This window comes from Halodesulfovibrio aestuarii DSM 17919 = ATCC 29578 (assembly GCF_000384815.1).
Classification (GTDB): domain Bacteria; phylum Desulfobacterota; class Desulfovibrionia; order Desulfovibrionales; family Desulfovibrionaceae; genus Halodesulfovibrio; species Halodesulfovibrio aestuarii.
In genome coordinates, this window is the sequence record NZ_ARQF01000020.1 from 470,272 (window position 1) to 488,740 (window position 18,469).

An 18,469-nucleotide genomic window follows, 5' to 3' on the forward strand; every position below is an offset into this window, starting at 1 on the left:
GCTTCCGGCTTTTTTGAAGGCAGAGAACTAAGCTGCAGCAGTAGTGCTGGATTCAACAGTTTTTTCAGGGGAAGCAGCAATATCTGCAGCAGCGGTAAACAGAACGTCTGTAGAGCTGTTAAGTGCAGTTTCTGCGGAGTCCTGAATTACACCGATGATAAAACCAGCAGCAACAACCTGCATGGAAATATCGTTTGGAACACCAAAGAGGCTACAAGCAAGTGGAATAAGAAGCAGGGAACCGCCGGCTACGCCGGAAGCACCACATGCGGAAATAGAAGCAATAAGGCTTAACAAAAGAGCAGTAGCCAAATCAACTTGAATACCCAAAGTATGAACAGCAGCCAGTGTCATTACAGTAATAGTAATAGCAGCTCCGCCCATATTTACTGTAGCGCCGAGTGGGATAGATACGGAATAAGTATCTTCATGAAGATCAAGACGCTTACAGAGTTCCATGTTAACAGGAATGTTTGCAGCAGAACTACGGGTAAAGAATGCGGTAATACCACTGCCCTTAAGGCAGGCAAATACGAGTGGGTAAGGGTTCTGTCTAGTTTTGAACCAGACGATTGCAGGGTTCACAATCAATGCAATAATGACCATAGAAACCAGCAGAACCATAATGAGATGGCTGTAGCCAGCAAGCGCCTTGAAGCCGGTAGTTGCAACGGTGTTGGCAACAAGACCAAAAATACCAAGAGGTGCAAAGCGAATTACGAGCTTTACAATCATGGAAACGCCATCAGAAACGTCGGTGAGAACAGTTTTGGTGGTCTCTCCGGCATGCTGGAAGAAGAAACCAAGAGCAATAGCCCATGCGAGAATGCCGATAAAGTTACCGGAACCAAGTGCATTGATTGGGTTATCAACAATTTTAAAGAGCAGAGTATTGAGAACTTCACCAATGCCGCTTGGAGGAGTTGCACCGGTCTCGGTGGCAACAAGAGTAAGGGTCGTAGGAGAAAGGAAGCTCATTACAACCGCAACTAATGCAGCCATAAATGTGCCTACAAGGTAAAGGGCGATAATAGAACGCATATTTGTGTTTGCGCCTTTCTTCTGATTCGCGATAGACGAAGCGACAATTACAAAAACGAGTATTGGCGCAACAGCCTTGAGTGCTTTAACAAATAACTGACCCAAGACATTCACAGATTTTGCAGCGTCCGGAGCAAACATTGCTACGAGAACACCGGCACAAATGCCCATCACGATCTGCAGTACTAAACTGCCTGATGCAATCTTTTTTATGATATCCATCATTCGACTCAATCCTTCCAAAAAATTTAAGAACGCTTTCCACCTAATGTATGGCTCATAGAAGAGAGATAACAAACCAGTCAAACCATTGTTTTCTATCTATAATATGCAGAGTTATTGGTCTACAAATAAAAAAAGCTCTTACTATTTCCAATAGGGGCTTTTTTTTATTCAAAAAGTACTAAAATTTGTACATATAGTACTAAAAAAACCTTTTTTTCTCTTTGCCATTCACTAATCATACATTTTTTACCGAAAAATACAAATTTCGTAAAATATGTTTTTTTACCTTTTTCTCATAAAAAATTACAAAAAAGTTCCGCATTACAAATTTAATCATGCAAAACTAATACGGCAAAATAGGAAAATCTATTTTGATCCCAGAAGCATAAAAAGCTCAGAGACAAGATTGTTTCCATACCGAATAATCCAAAAATTCAAAATGGTTAAAAACGCACGAGGAAAAATAAATTCCGCGCGTAAAAAAAACTTATGGAATCATGGTGGGTAAACCATGTTGCAGAATCACCAACTACCTAACTGAAAATTTTTTGTAAAAAAGGCACAAAAAAGGGGCGCACAAATGCAGCCCCTATTATTGTTATGTCAGCTATGATTAAAACTGGGAATCAAGATACGCTTTAAAAGCGACATCACCAGGCTTGCCAGCAACAGTGGTAACGCCTTCAAGCCATTTTTCATAAGTGTCTGGGTTAGCTTTAAGCCATTTAAGTCCAGCCTTCTTCATACCAAGTTTCGGATCTTCGTGAAGAGATGTCATAATCTGGTTCATCATGGAGACAGAGAAAGTCATATTACTGAACAACTTAGCTGCGTTAGGATTATCCTCTACAAACCCCTTACGAACATTGGTCCAAACGGTTGCAGTGCCGTCGTTGCCACCAAACGTCTGGTCAGTGCTACCGGTGAGGTAGGTCATGTCTATGCGTTCATTCATACTATGAGGAGCCCAGCCTAGAAAAACGATCCACTTGTTACTCTGGGCATACGCCTGTACCTGAGACAACATAACCACTTCACTGGATGCTACCAGTTTGAACTTGCCCAGCCCGAACATGTTCTTGTCGATCATGTCCTGAATAATCATGTTGCCATCGTTACCGGCTTCGATGCCATAAATTTTCCAGTCCAGCTTGTCGCCAAACTTAGCAATGTCTTTGAAATCCTTGAGGCCAGCTTGAGCGCAGAAGGTGGGAGTTGCAAGGGTATATTTTGCACCGGGCATGTTGGCTACGTATTTGACCACCTTGCCGCTTTTAAAAAATTTGTTAGCAATGCTGGCCATAGAAGGCATCCAGTTACCGAAGAAAACATCCGCATCGTCATTAGCCAAAGCAGTATAGGTGATAGGCACGGACAGCACCTTTATATCGGTCTCGTAACCAAGACTCTTCAAAATAGAAGCTGCAACTTCTGTTTTGATGGTCACGCCCGTCCATGACACACTGGCGATTGTGATTTTGTCCGCGGCGTGCGCTGTAATTGTCGCACAAAAAAGAGTTGTAGCTATGAATAAGGCGAAAACAATTCGTCTTAGAGAAGAAGACATGAAACCTCCTGGGTTACAATTACAGAGGCGGCTGCGGGTCTGGCAACAGCCCCTTGCGCACGAACATATGCGCCTGTCCGCTATTCTTCGCCTCCAAACCAATTAATGGCCTGAGTAGCATGATTGCGGTATATATGTTTGACCTCGGTGTATTCTTCGAGACCAATTTTTCCCAACTCGCGGCCCAGTCCGGATTGCTTGTAACCACCCCAGGGGGCCTGAACGAAGTACACGTTAAAATCATTAGCCCAAACTGTACCAAAACGCAGCGCCTTAGAAACGCGTTCGATCCTGTCAGAATCACACGTCCAGAATCCGGCAGACAGTCCGTAAATGGTATCGTTAGCTCGCTCAATCACTTCATCTTCGGTGGCAAATCGTTCAATGGTGATAACGGGTCCAAACACTTCTTCCTGAACAATACGCATGTCATTTTTGCATTCGCTAAACAGAGTAGGCATGTAAAAATACCCATTCTCCAAAGCAGAATCATTCGGGCGCGTACCGCCCAGCATGAGTCTAGCTCCTTCTTCCTGAGCAATTTTCACATATCCCTCGACCTTGGACAGATGGTCGGCAGAGATGAGTGGTCCCATCTGGGTGTTTTCATCAAAGCCGTTGCCCACAACAATCCGTTCCATGCGAGTACGCAGACCTTCCACGAAGCGATCATGAATACCGTCCTGCACCATAACCCGTGCTCCGGCAGAACATATCTGACCGGCATGGAAAAACACACCGTTGAGAGCATAGTCCACCGCAAGATCGAAGTCTGCATCATCAAAAATGATATTGGGGTTCTTGCCGCCCAGTTCCAGCGCAACCTTTTTCACGTTCCCCGCAGCAGCACGCATAATAGCTTTGCCGGTTTCGATTCCGCCAGTGAACGAAATAAGATCAACCTTATCGCTTTCGGCTAGTTCTGCACCAACTTGAGGACCGGCGCCGAGCACGGTGTTGACGACACCTGGAGGGAATCCGGCCTCTTCAGCCAATTCCGTCACTTTAAGAGTCGTAAGCGGGGTAATCTCACTCGGTTTCATAACTATGGTACATCCAGCGGCTAAAGCCGGAGCCATTTTCCACGAAGCCTGAAGTAATGGATAATTCCACGGAGAGATCTGTCCGCAGACGCCCACTGGTTCACGAACAACAATGCTGGTCGAATCCGGATTAGGTGAGGCAATAACCTCACCACCATCTTTATCGGCCAAGCCGGCGAAGTAGCGGAAAATACCCGCGATGTCGTCCATGTCCCACCGGCTTTCCTGAACAGTCTTGCCTGTATCGAGGCTTTCCAGTCGAGCCAGTTCCTCATGGTCACGTTCGATAAGGTCAGCAAGCTTGAATACAAGCCTTGCGCGTTCCGTCGCCGGAGTTTGCGGCCACCCTCCCTTATCAAAAGCGTGTCGGGCAGCTTCAATGCCCGCTTTGGCATCCTCACGGTTTCCTTCCGAAACAGAGGCAATGACCGATGCGTCAAACGGGTTCAGTATCTCGCGCGTCCTGCCGGAACAGGACTCAACCCACTGTCCGTTAATATAATGTTTGCCTTGCAGCATGATTCCCTCTAGTTCGAATTACTTTTCATGTTTGTAATAAGGCACGTTTTCAGGAGCCAACGGAGTGTTACCAAGGATAATATCTGCAGCTTTTTCTGCAATCATCATAACCGGAGCATAGATGTTACCGTTGGTAACATACGGCATGACAGAGGCGTCTACCACACGCAGTCCTTCCACGCCATGCACACGTAATTCAGAATCGGTAACAGCCATGTCATGGGTACCCATGGCGCATGTGCAACTCGGGTGGTATGCGGATTCGCCTTCGTTAGCCACGAAGTCGAGAATTTCCTCGTCGGTCTGCGCCTGTTCCCCCGGAGCCAGTTCCTTACCTCTAAATTCATCAAACGCTGACTGGGTCATAATTTCACGAGTTTTGCGGATAGCTTCAACCCATTCACGCTTTTCCTGCTCAGTAGAGAGGTAATTAAAGAGGATGCTTGGATGTTCATTCGCATTAGTGGACTTGATCTTTACATGACCGCGTACATCTGTGTTCATCGGACCAACATGAACCTGATATCCATGTCCCTCATTAGGGGCCGAACCGTCATAGCGAATGGCGATAGGCAAGAAATGGTACTGGATATTAGGGTACTCAACTTGATCGTTGCCGCGAATAAATCCACCTGCTTCGAAATGGTTGGTCGCTGCTGCGCCTTTTCCGTTAATGAGCCAATTCAAACCGATAGCAGGCTGATTGTACCACTTAAGCGCAGGGTACATGCTGACCGGTTTCTTACATGCATACTGAACATAAAGCTCAAGATGATCCTGAAGATTTTCGCCAACACCAGGAAGATCCTGCACCACATTAATTCCTAAAGCGGATAATTCAGAACCATTACCCACACCGGAGAGCTGGAGCAACTGAGGAGAGTTGATGGCACCGCCGCAGGAAATAATCTCACCTGCGTAAGCCTTGTGGGTGCTATTGCCGCGAGTGTACTCCACACCAACAGCCCGCTTGCCTTCAAATATAATACGCGTGGTCATGGCTTTGCATTTTACTGTCAGGTTCTCGCGATCCTTGACCGGATGGATATATGCACGAGCGGCATTCCAGCGACGTCCCTTATGCGTATTACGATCGAACTTACCGAATCCTTCCTGCTTATAGCCGTTGACATCCTTGGTCACAGGATAGCCTGCCTGCTGAACTGCACTGAAGAATGCATTGAAGAGCGGGTTGTCGCATTCCGGTTCTGTTAGATAGAGCGGCCCCACTGCGCCCTGATATTCATCAGCTCCGGCAGTACGGCATTCAAATCGTTTAAAGTATGGCAGACAGTGTGCGTAAGACCAGTTCTCAAGTCCGTCTTCCTTGCTCCACTTTTCATAATCCATCGCGTTGCCACGAATGTAGATCATGCCGTTAATGCAGCTGGACCCGCCAAGAACCTTGCCGCGTGGCTGGTAGATACGACGGTTGTTCATGTGCGGTTCCGGCTCGGATTCGTACCACCAATTGTAGGTTTTGCCTGCTAACGGATACGTCAATGCGGCTGGCATATGAATTCTAAAATCAAGCTTAAAATCCGGAAGACCGGCTTCCAAAACAAGAACCTTATTTTTAGGGTTGGCGCTTAAACGGTTTGCCAAAACAGAACCTGCGGAACCACCACCAACGATTATATAATCATATGTTTTCATAATTACTCTCTCTCTTATTTGTTACTGTTCATCTTCTTGAAGAAATGGGGCATCCGGCTCATTGGTCAGAGCGGCATTCTCGTCGATACACTGGCGCAAAAGCACATAGTGGTGCCCGACGAACGCCAATGCGCGCATAAGTTCACCTTTTGCGATGGCTCGGGCAGTGTCACTCCAGTTGGCTGCGGCCTTCTCACGAAAAACCTTATTATCATACAGAGCATAGTCGTAAGAGCTAAAGCCCCTTTGGATGGCGTGCATCACCCACTCAAAGAGTGGATTACGCCCCATACGTGCAAGCATGATATTTAACTGCCTATCAAGTTCACTTATCGCGATTAAGTCTGGCTCAGTTTCTTTAAGCATTGCCTCCAACCGGAAAGCTTCCTTCATCAGGTCGTCTCTTTCTCTTTGAGAAGCATGTGCGATAACGAGCTGCGTGATAGTCCGGTCCAGTACTTCACGAAACTCGATGAGCTTTTCTGGTTCCACCGGATGCTGTTTGAGGAATAACGCAAGAGATTCTGAGACATTATCAACCTCAATCCGCCGTATATAAGCTCCACCTTTGGAGCCTTTCTTGACCTCAAGGAGACCTTTTTGTTTCAGAACCTTGATGGCTTCACGTATGACTCCACGTCCGGTACCGAACTGTGATTGCATCTCCCTTTCACTGGGAAGACGCTCTCCTGGAGATAGACGTCCATCTACGATAGCCGCTTCAATCTGTAAGGCTACTTCCTCGCTGGCACGCCCGGCCTGTACAGGAATAAAAAGAGAAGGAGGATCATTAAAAATGGTCAATGGTACTACCTATAATGCTTTTTTTTTAAAAATTATTGTCTAATTTTGTATTTTATCGTCATTTGGTAGTACCATTCTACGCAGATTTTTCATAATCCGTCAAGGAGGGGTGGGCAAACAGCAGACCAACTCATTATTGTAACTTACAATTTTATCAGCAGTGCCACTCTTTGACGTTTCTGATAAGACAACAATACCAAACCATTAAACACAAAAAAGCTCCTACACTTTCGTGTAAGAGCTTACTTTGCTTTTGATGACCAAAATGAATTTGAAGACCTGCTTTTATGACAAAGGCTAATTCAAAAAATACCTATCCCGTTTGCTCGATTCACCTACACGTCACGAGAACCAGATTCACTCCAGATTCGCTGAAGATTTTTATTTTTAACTGGTACTACGCTCTCTCCCGCATCATGGGAGAGAAATCTATTATACCCGCAGGATGTCTTTTAGATTACACGACTTCTCGCTGAGGGCTATCTTGAAAACCGTCACTCTGAAAAGTCCTAATCCAAGCCAAAGCCTCTTCCTCAGGAAGTGGAGGTGCATAATAGTAACCTTGGATTCGAACACACTTATGTTTTACCAAAAACTCTTGCTGTTCCAAAGTTTCAACACCTTCCGCCACAACCCCAAGGCCAAGGTTATTGGCAAGACCGATTATGGACCTCACTAAAGAAGCGGCACCGGGATCGTCTACTCCCAAGTCCTTAATGAAACTACGATCAATCTTTAACGTCCGAATTGGTAATGTTCTAAGATAACTGAGTGAAGAATATCCGGTTCCAAAATCATCTAAAGAGAAACTTACGCCATACTCACGCAATGCTTTTATAGTGCTGAGAGAACGTGTTACATCATACATAAGAGTTGTTTCTGTGATTTCGATAGTCAAGTGATCAGCAGGAAAGCCTGTTTGTTCCAATATCTCCACCACACGTTCAACAATATCCTTCTGATGCAAAAGCCGAGTGGAAAAATTCACTGAAACACGAATATCCAAATTCTGTTGATGCCAGATTTTACCTGCTCGACATGAGTTTTCCAAGACCCACATATCCAATTGGGAAATGAGTCCTGTATCCTCGGCAACAGGAATAAAATCAGCCGGAGAGACAAGCGTACCATCCGGCTTCTGCCATCGAACGAGAGCCTCAACACCGAAAACTGTTTCCATTTCGAGATCAATTTGAGGCTGAAAATACACAACAAATTGATTAAACGCCAAAGCTTCGCGTAACTCAGATTCAAGATGCAACTTCTGACGCACTCCTTTATCCATTTCGTCAGAAAAAACAGCGTACGTATTCTTCCCCATATCTTTTGCACGATACATCGCTATGTCGGCATTCTTTATCAACTCGTCAGGAGTTATTCCGTCATTGGGATATGTCACTACCCCAACAGTCAAACCTGTATACAATGCCTTACCGCGAATTTGGATTGGCTTTTCAAAAAGCGAAATAATTTTTTGAGCATTAAGCACAAGTTCATCTACTGTTGAAATGTTCTCAACAACAATAACAAACTCATCACCGCCGAAGCGGGCAACAATATCTTGTTCCTGAACTGCCGCTTGCAATCTGTCGGCAACATGGACCAGAAGCTGATCACCAAGAGAATGACCAAACGTATCATTAATATGCTTAAAACGATCCATATCAAGCATTAATACCCCAGTAAGCATCCCAGTCCGGTCTGAGTTCTTGAATGACTCTAGAAGTCTTTCCTCAAGAAACGTTCTGTTCGGCAATCGGGTTAAGGGGTCGTGGTTAGCCTGAAATACCAGTTTTGTCTCAGCGGCTTTCTGTTCGGAAATATCAACCATGGAAACAACATATTCACTACTTTCTGGGAGCCGTGCCACCGTAACCATAACGTCACGGCTCTCTCCATCTTTTCTAACCACCTTGCTTTCATACCTTTTCGGTGCAGATGCAGGATCGACACGTCGTGCGCGATGAATTTTCCGTACTTGAGGAAGACTCTGTGGATCAATAATTTTCGACCACATTATGCCGGCCTCTAATTCACTAAGCTCATACCCAAGCAACTTGGCGCACTCAGGGTTCACAAAAACCACCGAAGAATCATCTGCCAAAATGGCTGTGGCTGTTCCCGTATTCATAAACAACGCTTGATATCGCTCTTTCGAAACACGCAGTTCTCTTTGTGTTTTTTCAAGTTCACTCAAGTCCACGAAGGACTCCAGCAGCATTGTTTTTCCGTCTTTTTCAAGCTTTCGTACTGACTTAAAAATCGGAATATGATTACCCTCAGAATCAACAATCCGGCATGTTCTTTTATAGCCGTTTTTATGCTGAGTCATAATAGGACAATTATCTGTTTTATCAGGACAAATAAATCCCTTACAGCTTTTACCAATAATGCTTTCCCGATCCACCTTTAAAATGCTTAAGGCAAAATGATTTGCATCAACAATAATACGGCGTTCAGGATCAACCATTACAATACCGACTCCAAGACTATCTAACGCTTCAGTAAGAAATTTCTTTTGCCTGCCAATAGACTGACGCATCTCACTAATAACATTTGCAAGATCGGTAAGCTCGTCTGCACCATCCAGAAAAATAGCTGTTTCACTCGGTTGACCTTCAGCTAACACAACTCGTTCACGAAGAGTTTTTAACCGCCAAAGAATGTGTTTTTCCAGAACATATATGATGAACGAGGCTAGAATTGCTCCCACAATTAACAACAAAATAAGGGTAAAAACCGTTGTTTTGTCACCAAGTTTACTCACATTTCTTGGGGAATTAATTAAAAGCTGGAAGGCATCATGCCCGAGGTAATCCGAAAAAAACAATTTCGACTGAATATAGTCTTTAGAATACGCAAAGCTAACAGGAACATTGTTTTTGTGAAGAGTAGGCGGCAAAGTTGGCTCAGGAACCTTCAAAGAAAAGTCGACTCCCGTTGCAGTGACAAGCGATTTTCGGAGCGCATTATCGAAAGGTTTGCCCATTACGAATACCCCGTTAATCGGACCAGTAAATTTACTGGTAAGAATAGGGTGTGCAACAAACAAAAAAAGCTTTCCCGACAGGTTAATAATCCCCTTATGAATAGTTCTGATTGTAGGCACTGACAACAAAGGGGAATCTGGTTTAAAATGCGCTAACAACTTAGGAGATGGTTCTACAAGCTTCTTATGTTGAGAATCATAGCTGCGGGCATATATCGCCTTTCCTTCTTTATCAAAAAAAAGAATAAAGCTAAGCCCGAAGTTTGCAAAACTCTCTTTCGTTAAGTTTGAAGAAATATATTCATCATTTGCATCAAGAACAAAACCATACGTATCATCCCAGCAAGCCCAATCGATCACATACGATGCCAATTTTTCAAACTCGTTCGTCACCGATTCGCGAACCCGCTCAACATCGTTTCTAGCCAAATCATCTTCTATAGACTGAAATCCTTGCATTATTACATAACGCGAAGAATATGCTGTCATATACAATGTTATTGTAAAAGCTATAAAAAGAAGCGTGAAAATTCGAGATCGAATTGTCGAAAAAAAAGCATGTTGCATATCAGTCCTACGCAGTTCGGTGGCTTTTAAAATAAACTATGAGCTGTCCGGAGTAACTATTCACAGCTCAAATACCGCCTTCTGCGGCCAAAATAGATTTCAAATTGTGCAAATCGAGCCCTGCTCATGCTAAAAAGTAATTTATCAACGATGTCAGTATCGTAATGCAATCACATGCACGTTGGTAAGTCTCACACGGGGGGTACTCTTAATTTTGCACTGGCTTAGTTAACTATAATTTGAACTACATTTTTGCAGTATTCATTATGAAATGTAGTAGTGTTATTAGACAACTAGAAAGCATACTACATTTTTCTACATAACAAATGCTTAAAGCCAGAATACGGTTACTATAATGTATAATAAAATTTTTCAATCAATGTTGGCTATGGCAATTAAATGTAAAAAGGCACAGAAAGACTTTTTAACTGGATGTGGCTGTGCAAATAAAATTCAAAATACTAAAAACGATACCTTTTCAAATACACTTAATAGGACAATCTCTAGTTAGTCCTGCCCCCAACATTTACAATTTCAAAACAATGCCCCCCCACGGCCAACCTGCAAATCAAATAAACATGACCAGATTGTAAGCGGACATCAATACTATTTTATTCTGTTAAGTGCAGCCTGCTACCAAAGTTAACTACTGAATCATTCGTTTTCCCAGATATAAAACAACTGCCTCATGAGTCTGATACAACCTTTGACCACTTTTTCGTCGTAGGGTCGGTTTAAGCTTTCTCCTGAATGAAATAAAAGTAGCACAAACAGTTAACTGTTATCTTTTACCGTACTAGTATTCATTATCTCAACAATCTTCACCCGATCGTTCAGGCTGTAGACATCTGATAGTTTAATACTTTTTCAACAAACTTATTTTCTCTTAACTATGGGGAAGTAATGGAAACTTTGCTTGACAAACATTGGCACTATTTAGACGGAGAGGAAGTGGCTCAACTTCTCGATGTACCACCCTCAAAAGGGTTGGACAAATTTGAAGTAGAACATCGCCTGTCCCACTTTGGCGAAAATGTTATTTCAGTCAAAAAAAGTAAAACAAGTCTGGAGAGATTTCTTCTCCAATTTCATCAGCCCCTCGTTTATATTTTGATTGCAGCAGGTATGGTGACTGCTTTTTTGGGAGAATGGGTTGACTCTCTCGTGATCCTTGGTGTTGTCCTTATTAATGCTTTAGTCGGCCATTTTCAGGAATCCAAAGCAGTGAAAGCTCTTGATTCTTTGTCCTCGAGCATGAATACCGAAGCCACAGTATTAAGGGCGGGAGAATCACTGAGGGTTCCTGCAGCACTAATCGTTCCCGGTGACATCGTGATTCTTAAATCTGGTGACAAGGTTCCCGCCGACATCAGACTTCTTTCAACCAAGGAGCTGCGAATTGATGAGTCAATGTTAACAGGCGAATCTCTTCCGGCAGACAAAAATTCCTCGTCTCTCCCGAAAGAAACCATACTGGCTGAAAGGCACTGTATAGGATATGCCGGAACGTTAGTCAGTTTCGGACAAGGCACTGGTGTTGTTACAGCAACTGGTAACAACACTGAGATTGGACTCATCTCCGGCCTCATAGACACAGCAGACGAGCTTGCTACTCCATTGACCCGAAAGATTACACAATTCAGTCACATACTCTTGATCGCTATACTCGTCACGGCCAGCACTTCTTTCGTATTCGGTATATTACGCTCACAACCTGTGAATGACATGTTTATGGCTGCAGTTGCTCTTGCTGTAGGAGCTATACCTGAAGGTTTACCAGCTGCTATAACCATTATTCTGGCCCTTGGCGTATCACGGATGGCTGAGCGCAAAGCAATCATTCGCAAACTTCCTGCCGTTGAAACACTTGGTGGCACCACTGTCATCTGTTCAGATAAAACTGGAACACTCACTGAAAACCAAATGACGGTTCAAGAAATTAGAAGCGGCAATCTAGCATACACTGTTTCCGGAACCGGATACGGTAAAGAAGGAACCATTATAGCCCCTGAAAACAGTAACACTGCTCCTGATGCAAACATCGCTCTCCGCGAATGTGTACGAGCAGGATTGTTATGCAACGACGCTAAGATACTTCATAAGAAAGAGCGGAACATTGTTGAAGGAGACCCTACCGAAGGTGCTTTAATAATCTCAGCAGAAAAGTTCGGTCTGAATCACGAAGAAGAGAAAAAACGTTTCAGACGTATTGATGAACTGCCTTTTGAATCTGAAAGGCAATTCATGGCCACTCTTCATGAACATGACCACTCCCGAGTCATTTACCTTAAAGGAGCTGTGGAAAAAGTACTTGAATGTTGTACGGAGAGCATGCTTCCTTCTGGAGAAACTACCCTTCTGGACAAAGAAGCGATCACATCAGCGCAACATGAAATAGCATCAAAGGGTCTCAGAGTGCTGGCCTTTGCATGCAAGCACGCATCGTCAGATGCAACCATCGATCAAACTAATATATGCGTAGAAATGACGTTCCTCGGTCTACAGGGAATGATTGACCCCCCAAGAGAAGAAGCAATGTCTGCTGTAGCAGCGTGTCAGGAGGCAGGGGTAAAAGTTAAAATGATAACTGGAGACCACGCCTTAACAGCCGAAGCTATCGGAAAAAAACTCGGACTGCGTGGCAGTGCCTGCAATGTTGGTGACGACTGTCGGGTTATGACGGGAAAAGAAATCGCCGAGCTCTGTGATGATGAACTTACTCAACAAGTTGAGGACATACCTATTTTTGCCAGAGTCTCGCCAGAACAAAAGCTTAGACTTGTCATGGCACTGCAATCGAATGGAGAAGTCTGTGCGATGACCGGTGACGGTGTAAACGATGCCCCCGCACTAAAACAAGCAGACATTGGCATCGCCATGGGAATAACTGGGACCGAGGTAGCAAAAGAAGCTGCAGATATGGTACTGACTGACGATAACTTCGCATCAATTGAAGCAGCCGTAGAAGAAGGACGAGGGGTTTTTGCCAACCTCTTAAAATTCATCGCATGGACGCTTCCAACAAATGCCGGTGAGGGACTTGTCATTCTTACGGCAATACTATTCGGAGCAACTTTCCCAATTCTGCCACTTCAGATTCTGTGGATCAACATGACTACTGCAATGTGTCTCGGAATGATGCTCGCCTTTGAACCTAAAGAACCGGGGATTATGCAGAAGCCTCCTCGTAATCCGAACCATCCCATTTTGGACAAGGTAATCCTGCGTAGAATTGGTATTGTCAGCGTCTTACTGCTTTTGAGTGCACTGGGGCTTTTTGAATGGGAATTAAGTAATGGCGCACCTGTCGGGAAAGCCCGCACTATAGCCGTTAATGTCTTCGTTGTGATTGAAGCCTTTTATTTATTTAACGCCAGGTCGTTCTCCCGTTCTCCATTTGAACTAGGACTGACAACAAATCTTTGGGCAATTGGCGGAGCTGCTTTTATGATGGGCTTGCAGCTGTTATTTACTTATGCCCCCTTCATGAACAACATATTTGCGACTGCCCCGATAGATTTACTCGACTGGGGAAAAATATTGGTTTGCGGTCTTATTTCCTTTAGCCTTGTAGAATTTGATAAAAAGCGGCGACCACAATAGTAAGGTAAATAATTTTACATAATTCTATTATTCGTGTGGCTTTTAGCCCAAAAAAAAGCACCTACCGGTGCAACAATGAAACATTATATTTAAAAAACTTTCTTGGATTCAACTCGCCAGTGTAACATCAACCGTACTACTTCTTCAGAAGCATAATATCTCAGCCCGCTACGCAGATGCTGATTCAAATCTTTCGTCATAAATTCAGGCTATTAGAACGTCGATAACCATGCTCTGTGACCTGTTTTACAGCTTCAACGTTAAATTTATCCGTATCCCCCCTGTCGATCATCGTATCCACTTACAGTTACAACCCAAAACTCAAGAGTGTTTACGCAACTGGCGGCGATTCACTCTACATCAGCTATACCACCTTAGACGCTCTTGATCATAACCATTACATTCCAACATGTTACAATAAAAACTATACAGTTTCCCTATTATAACAAGTGCCAAAAATGAACTATTCTTTAGCTGAACGCGATGAATACTACATTTTCTTTTGCGGTGATGAATATACCACTCTGCTTACGGCTTTTCGCCACTATTAATTTCTTTCCGCTTGCCCGTTCGTAAATGAAATATGGGCGTCCAAAAGAAATCGCGTTTTTGGGCCACGAATATACACGGTGCATACACCGCTGTGGTTGTCGGATTGAACATTATCCGGGAACAATGGTAAGCATAACGAGGATAGGAACGATGCAAGTGCAGCCTAAAAATAAAAATTCAAAAACTTACACTTTGCGGGAGAGAATAATAAAAAAAGCACTTACATGTGCATGTAAGTGCTTGATATCCGTTGGCGTCCCCAAGGGGATTTGAACCCCTGTCGCCTGCGTGAAAGGCAGGTGTTATTTCTAGCGAAAGCTGCTTATTCCTTTATTTGCAAGGCTTCACCAGAAGCACAAACGACATTAGCGACATGATAATCAAGCGAATTTACACCCGATTTACACCTTTCACTAAAGTAGGCAACTTGCTTAGTTGGGTTATACAGCGAATCAACAATCGGGGAATTAGGAGTGAAACCACTGACAATTTCTTGGAGCAAGTTTCGAGCGGCTAAACAGTCATTCTCAACTTCAAGCAATTCAAACTTTGACAGTTTTTCTTCTAAAACTTCAAGTGAAAGAAAGATCTCGTGTGCTTGCATTATCTTAGGATGTTCAGTTTTTTGAACATCCTCACCAACCAGCAATTCTTCATATAGCTTTTCACCAGGACGCAACCCAACTACAGAAATTTCAATATCACCATTAGGATGTTCAGCATCCTTAATAGTCTTTCCCGAAAGCAACACCATGATCCTGCTACAAACTTGTGGATACGTAGTTAAGCCATTATCCTGAATCAAAGAGGAGATGGCGATGAGTGTCCACAAGTTTGTAGCAGGATCATTAATACAGAAAAACGTCTTGGATCATCTCTTTATCTTTAGATTCTCAAGCATTGACGGAGAAGCTTACGAAGTGAACGGGCAATTTCTCCCGCACCAGTTTGGTTCCATCGCTCTAAAAATCGAACAAAACCTTCATCAATTCTGTATGTTGCGCTACCGATCCATGTAAACAACTTCCTTGAAAAACACCGTACACCTTAACTAACCATAACTTATTTAAGCTTGATCACAATAAGAACATTATTGCTTAACTGCATGAGTCAAAGGGAACTAAATCCCAAAAATCATGAAATTCTATTTGTTATATAGTTGGTTAGTTTTTCTATACTATCAAAGTTAGGCTCTATTATATCTTCAGTACCTATTTTAATATTAAATTCATCTTCCAACATTAAAGCAAGATCAACTGTTCCCATGCTATCTATTAAATTAGATGTATACAAAGGTTCATCGATTGATACTTTTTTAAATGTCAATTCCTCAACCAGTTTTTTTATTCTCTCATTCAAAATCACAATAATACCGACATGTTGAAGATTTCGCAACAAACCGCACTACAGCGGCACTCTCCCACTAAATACATACAAGGCTAAAACAACTGAATTAACCATAAGTAATCTTTTCATACATAAAGACAATATATTCGGAGTAACTGAAAATATATCCGTTCCCCCTTTCCTTACATAATGAACATAACAATTGTGGATGGAAGAATATAATCCAAACAACAAACCCGAGAAAATATAATGCCAAACTAGACCATTCCACATTCCCATCAATAAGAAGGTCAAAGTAATTGAAATATTTTGAACAAGAAGACGCCGCCCTCTGAAATATGAAAAGCGTTGTAGATACATATATATTGGTTTGAAAAAATAATCCGTTAACCACGAACCCAACGTTATATGGAATCGTCGCCAAAAATCTTGAGGGTTTTTAGCTAAATAAGGTTTATCAAAATTCCTCGGAACACTTATTCCAAGCATAATTCCAACGCCCATAGCCATTGCACTATAACCTGCAAAATCAAAATAAAAGAACAGGGTATAAGAATATGCACTATTAATCATAGTAACAATAGAGGTACTAGATGCATCGATCTCAGCTAACCAAAATTTAGCGACAAACTCTGCTAAAACAAACTTATATAAGCCTCCGATAACTAACAACTCCCATCCACTAACGAAGTTACTAGTCGATATATTAGCATACCCATTGTCTAAGTCACTCTTAAATCTATATGATCGATCTATTGGTCCAGCTAATAAAGTCGGAGGAAAGAATAAATATGATGTGAATTCAAAGAAATCAAGACTACCATAGTTTTTTTGATCAGATATGGCTTGGATAACTCTAAAAGTTATGTATGATATCCCTATAATTTTATACATACCATCGACATCTAATTTAAATAAAATCATAGGCAATGATACTAAAACGATAGGGAGCAGAGTCTTACGGTACCCACTATAGGAAAACACATAATATATCAAATAAATATAAAGTGAGAATAATAAGATTCCTATAGTTGCTTGAAACGGCAAAAAGAAGGCAATATAAACAACAATCAGTGAAAAAAGAATGTATTTATATTTAATGTAGCTAGATAAAAAATGTTTACAAAATAACAAGATCGCAACTGATGCGAACGACAAAAGAAAAAAACCAATTCCAGAGAAGGGTAACGCTACATCCATCAAAATGCCTCATAAACAAACTTCACAGTAGACTGAAGGTTACTGCTTAAATATTCAGCCATTTCATTCTCAATATATAAGATTCTTAACCCAAGTATGATTAAAAAGTAGACCACAAACCATTTAGCAAAACTCATAAATCACCCAAAGTTAAAACTTAGTTCAGGTTAAAATGTTCAATAATTTTTTTATTAATCTTCACCCAGCCTAATTCCCCTAGATGCATTTTATCTTTTAATTTTCCATTTACATAATCTGCTTCACGATAGGACCACATATCCAAGTATTCAAATCCTGCACCAACAACTGAAGCTTTAATAGTAGCCAGTAACGGCAATATTTCTTCTCTACCCTCGGTGTATATGGATGGATGGAGATCTTGCATGACAAATAGTGGCTTTATTTTATATTCCTTAAGTAACGCTAGCAAATTCATCAAAGCATCATATTCGCGATTTTCAGACATATCTCTAATTTTCCCAACGCTTGAGAATCTAATGCTCTTATCTTTTCTTATAACATGTCTATTAAAGTAACCATTTCTGATTCCATAAACATTGTTAGTTGATGCTTCCTTGTTATATCTTTTTGCCTGTTCATATAAAACATCATAGTCTAGCGAAGGAAAATCATACTTAACCATTCGCCCAACTTGATAATTATCTTTCTCATTATAAAAATCAATTTTAGAGAAAAGCAAAAATTTTTCTGAAAGATAAGACAACAATGCGGCATTATAACTAGCAGATGAGGATTTCTTACCGTAGTTCTTAATCAGATCGTAAGATTTACTACTACCTGACATTTCTTTTTCATTAGCAGTTATGTATTCACTTACTAAAAATTTATAATGATCATCTATCTCGCTATTAGTATATAGTTTATACATCATATCATTCGTCATATACTTCAGAAAAACAGACATCTTTGCACCATTTGCATGCTTTCCGGTAAACCATGTAGGACTTAACAAAACTACTATCCGAGCTTGGTCTACGGTCTTAGAGCTATGCAACGCTGCTAATTCGGACAAAATAATAAAAAGTTGATGCCCTCCCTTTCCAATAGTCTTAATAGGCTGATTGTTATCACTAAAAAAATTGGATACCATAAATCTTAATATCCTCTTGCTGCCAGCTGAAAGTTCAGAGGAGCCAAAAACTACTACTTTTCCTGTTTCTAAATCATTTCTTAATGTTTGAGATTTAAGTTCGGATTTAAGTTGAGATATTTTTTGGGGATTATAATCTAAAAGATTAAAAATAAGGTTCTGACCACCAAAAACCAAAGCTATCTCTATTATAAAAAAAGCCAACAAAAAAGACACAACATGCTTCGGCACTGAACTCACAAGCC

At 42.0% G+C, this 18,469-nt stretch carries 12 protein-coding genes; 2 read left to right on the plus strand and 10 right to left on the minus strand.

The window, feature by feature from the left end; genetic code table 11:
- Positions 1 to 27 precede the first annotated feature (27 nt).
- From sstT to F461_RS18635, 6 genes are all read right to left on the minus strand, one after another.
- Positions 28 to 1,266, minus strand: a complete 1,239-nt coding sequence (sstT, locus tag F461_RS0108140; RefSeq protein WP_020000660.1) for a serine/threonine transporter SstT — start codon at positions 1,264 to 1,266, stop codon at positions 28 to 30.
- Between the two features lie 613 nt (positions 1,267 to 1,879).
- Positions 1,880 to 2,833 (minus strand): ABC transporter substrate-binding protein, encoded by a 954-nt coding sequence (locus tag F461_RS0108145; protein WP_020000661.1) that lies wholly within the window; start codon positions 2,831 to 2,833, stop codon positions 1,880 to 1,882.
- An 80-nt stretch (positions 2,834 to 2,913) separates the two neighbouring features.
- Positions 2,914 to 4,395 carry a betaine-aldehyde dehydrogenase gene (betB, locus tag F461_RS0108150; protein ID WP_020000662.1) on the minus strand — a complete coding sequence of 494 codons (1,482 nt, stop codon included), beginning with the start codon at positions 4,393 to 4,395 and terminating at the stop codon, positions 2,914 to 2,916.
- An 18-nt stretch (positions 4,396 to 4,413) separates the two neighbouring features.
- The gene (gene betA, locus F461_RS0108155; protein WP_020000663.1) at positions 4,414 to 6,051 is read right to left on the minus strand and encodes a choline dehydrogenase; all 1,638 of its coding nucleotides are present in this window, start codon (positions 6,049 to 6,051) and stop codon (positions 4,414 to 4,416) included.
- Between the two features lie 21 nt (positions 6,052 to 6,072).
- Entirely contained in the window at positions 6,073 to 6,855 is a 783-nt protein-coding gene (locus F461_RS0108160) for a FadR/GntR family transcriptional regulator (protein ID WP_020000664.1), read from the minus strand.
- 457 nt (positions 6,856 to 7,312) lie between these two features.
- Positions 7,313 to 10,273: an EAL domain-containing protein gene (locus tag F461_RS18635; RefSeq protein WP_162139292.1), complete on the minus strand. Its 2,961-nt coding sequence runs from the start codon at positions 10,271 to 10,273 to the stop codon at positions 7,313 to 7,315.
- 1,041 nt (positions 10,274 to 11,314) lie between these two features.
- Between F461_RS18635 and F461_RS0108170 the strand changes: the two genes are divergently transcribed.
- Positions 11,315 to 14,014, plus strand: a complete 2,700-nt coding sequence (locus F461_RS0108170) for a cation-transporting P-type ATPase (protein ID WP_020000666.1) — start codon at positions 11,315 to 11,317, stop codon at positions 14,012 to 14,014.
- An 874-nt stretch (positions 14,015 to 14,888) separates the two neighbouring features.
- Here the strand turns inward: F461_RS0108170 and F461_RS19570 are convergent.
- Positions 14,889 to 15,320, minus strand: a complete 432-nt coding sequence (locus F461_RS19570; protein ID WP_020000667.1) for a polysaccharide biosynthesis protein — start codon at positions 15,318 to 15,320, stop codon at positions 14,889 to 14,891.
- A gap of 64 nt (positions 15,321 to 15,384) precedes the next feature.
- Here F461_RS19570 and F461_RS0108180 point away from each other — a divergent pair, with 64 nt between their 5' ends.
- Entirely contained in the window at positions 15,385 to 15,585 is a 201-nt protein-coding gene (locus F461_RS0108180) for a hypothetical protein (protein WP_020000668.1), read from the plus strand.
- Between the two features lie 115 nt (positions 15,586 to 15,700).
- Here the strand turns inward: F461_RS0108180 and F461_RS0108185 are convergent, their stop codons facing one another.
- From F461_RS0108185 to F461_RS0108200, 3 genes are all read right to left on the minus strand, one after another.
- The gene (locus F461_RS0108185; protein WP_169376343.1) at positions 15,701 to 15,964 is read right to left on the minus strand and encodes an acyl carrier protein; all 264 of its coding nucleotides are present in this window, start codon (positions 15,962 to 15,964) and stop codon (positions 15,701 to 15,703) included.
- A gap of 6 nt (positions 15,965 to 15,970) precedes the next feature.
- Positions 15,971 to 17,113, minus strand: coding sequence for an MBOAT family O-acyltransferase (locus tag F461_RS0108190; RefSeq protein ID WP_020000670.1), 1,143 nt, complete (start codon positions 17,111 to 17,113; stop codon positions 15,971 to 15,973).
- A gap of 157 nt (positions 17,114 to 17,270) precedes the next feature.
- Positions 17,271 to 18,464 carry a D-alanyl-lipoteichoic acid biosynthesis protein DltD gene (locus F461_RS0108200; RefSeq protein ID WP_020000672.1) on the minus strand — a complete coding sequence of 398 codons (1,194 nt, stop codon included), beginning with the start codon at positions 18,462 to 18,464 and terminating at the stop codon, positions 17,271 to 17,273.
- Positions 18,465 to 18,469: the final 5 nt, after the last annotated feature.